The sequence below is a fragment of the Mycobacterium sp. genome (genome assembly GCF_049280035.1).
GTDB lineage: Bacteria > Actinomycetota > Actinomycetes > Mycobacteriales > Mycobacteriaceae > Mycobacterium.
Map to the genome: position 1 here is coordinate 1 of NZ_JBAPPI010000321.1, position 2,150 is coordinate 2,150.

Here is a 2,150-nt window from a genome sequence, read left to right on the forward strand (position 1 = left end):
CGGGGCCGTTCGCATGGAACGGGTCGATCGCGTTCTGGTTGGGAGTAGTTGTTTTTGGCTTCTGGCTCAGTTGCGTGATCGTCTTTCTGATGAAAGCCACCGAACGCCAGCCGGTCGACGAGCCACCACTGGACTGATTCCCGTAGGACGACTTAATGGCAAATGCAGAGCAGACCGCGGCCGAGTTCGATGCCGCCACAGCATCTTCGGTGAGCGGCGCCGCGGGCCAACGCACGGCCCACACTCCCGGCGACGGCCACATGTGGGTGATGGTTCTAGGCGATTTGATCATTTTCGGCGCCTACTTCATCATCTTCATGGTCCACCGGGCCATGAAGCCGCAGGAATTCCTGACTGCCCAACAGCATCTCAACATCAACATCGGCGTACTCAACACGTTGGTGTTGCTCGCCAGTTCCTGGTTTATCGCCCGCAGTGTGCAGGCGGCGCGCGCCGACGACGATACCCAGGCGCGGCGCCTGACCTATCTTGGCGGGCTGTGTGGGGTGGCGTTCATCCTGATCAAGGCCTACGAATGGTCGACGGAAATCGCTGCGGGCTACACTATTTCGACCAACGAATTCTTCATGTTCTACTACATGATCACCGGTGTGCACCTGTTCCATGTCTCACTTGGCCTGCTGATCTTGAGTATCACGTTGCGCGAACTGCGCAACCCTCGACGGCGCCGGCTGTTCATGGTCGAGGCCGGGGCGACCTACTGGCACATGGTCGACCTGTTGTGGATCGTCATCTTCGCCCTGCTCTACGTGATGAGGTGAGCTCGTGACCACGATCGCTGCGCGGACAACCACCTATGCCTGGATTGTCTTGTCCGTGATTACCATCGTCTCGTGGTGGTTGGCGCCGGGTCATACCCGGGGCGCTGCTGCCGTGGCCAGTGTGCCGATCACCGTCGCCGTCGTCCTGCTGGGATTCATCAAGGGACGCATGATCATCCGGTACTTCATGGAAGTGCGAACTGCTCCCCGGTGGCTCAAGCTGTTCACCGATGTCTGGCTGGTCATCTTATGGGCCAGCGTGTTGGCGATCTACCTGTTATGAATTCGGGCTAACCGGACAACCGTTGCGCCAGTGCCCATGCGGCGTCGGCCATACTTCGATAGCGCTCGCGATATTCGGTTGTACTGGCCCGCGCATCAGCGGCGTTGCCGTCCACGCCGCGCCGCCACACCCCCGCGGTGATGGATGCCAGCCGGAACATCGAAAACACCACGAACACGTCAAGGGATTCCGGCGGCTTTCGGCCCGCATACCCGCAATAGCTTTCGACGAACGTCTTCTGGTCGGGAAGCCCAGTGCCAGCGAGGTTCTCGCCGAGTACTCCGGTTAGGCCGCCGGGTCCCCCGGGCACATTGTAGGTCACGCAGAAATACCCGAGGTCGGCCAGCGGGTTGCCGATCGTCGCCAGCTCCCAGTCCAGCACGGCTACCACCCGCGGCTCGGTCGGATGCAGCAAGACGTTGCCCAGACGGTAGTCGCCGTGGGCGATGCAGGAAGGCGCATCGTCGGGCGGTAGGTGGTCTGGCAGCCATTGCGCCAACAGGTCCATCGCCGGCATGTCCTCCATGCGCGCCGCCAGCCACTGACGAGTCCACAGTGCTACTTGACGTTGCATGTAGCCCTCTGGCCGGCCGAATCCCTCCAGCCCCGCAGCGCGCCAATCCACGCGATGCAACGCCGCAAGGACACGGGCCAGATCCTCATAGACCGCGGCACGGTGCTCGGGGCTGTCTTCGCGCATCACCCGGTCGGGAAAAACCCGACCCTGAACGTGATCCATAACGAAAAACGGTGTGCCGAGGATAGTTTCGTCCTGACACAAGAGCCGCATGCGCGGTACCGGCACGTCGGTCTCGGCCAACGCTGCCATGACGCGGTGTTCGCGCTCGACCTCATGCGCCCGAGGCAACAACTTGCCGGGTGGCTTCTTACGCAGGACGTACTCGCCACCCGACGTGCGCAAATGATAGGTCGGGTTGCTCTGGCCGCCTTGAAACTGACGAATTTCCAGCTGACCGTCAAAACCCGGCAGCCGTCCACCCAAATACCCCGCCAACGCGGCCTCATCGAAGCGGTGTGCAGCCAGCACCGGTATCAGCTCGGCCATCCCCTCCATCTGTTGCCCC

Annotated in this window: 3 protein-coding genes; 2 read left to right on the forward strand and 1 reads right to left on the reverse strand. The window is 61.8% G+C overall.

Going from position 1 to position 2,150, the window contains the following annotated elements:
* The first annotated feature begins 260 nt into the window (after window positions 1-260).
* The gene (locus WAN71_RS10870; RefSeq protein ID WP_422225334.1) at window positions 261-782 is read left to right on the forward strand and encodes a cytochrome c oxidase subunit 3; all 522 of its coding nucleotides are present in this window, start codon (window positions 261-263) and stop codon (window positions 780-782) included.
* Window positions 783-786: 4 nt separating this feature from the next.
* The gene (locus WAN71_RS10875; protein ID WP_422225332.1) at window positions 787-1,065 is read left to right on the forward strand and encodes a cytochrome C oxidase subunit IV family protein; all 279 of its coding nucleotides are present in this window, start codon (window positions 787-789) and stop codon (window positions 1,063-1,065) included.
* A 7-nt stretch (window positions 1,066-1,072) separates the two neighbouring features.
* Here the strand turns inward: WAN71_RS10875 and WAN71_RS10880 are convergent.
* The coding region (locus WAN71_RS10880; protein ID WP_422225333.1) for a phosphotransferase family protein at window positions 1,073-2,150 on the reverse strand (1,078 nt) is incomplete at its 5' end.

Bases quoted from the DNA above. Each gene is read 5' to 3' on its own strand.
- WAN71_RS10870 (WP_422225334.1), top strand. From the start codon at position 261: ATGTGGGTGATGGTTCTAGGCGATTTGATCATTTTCGGCGCCTACTTC.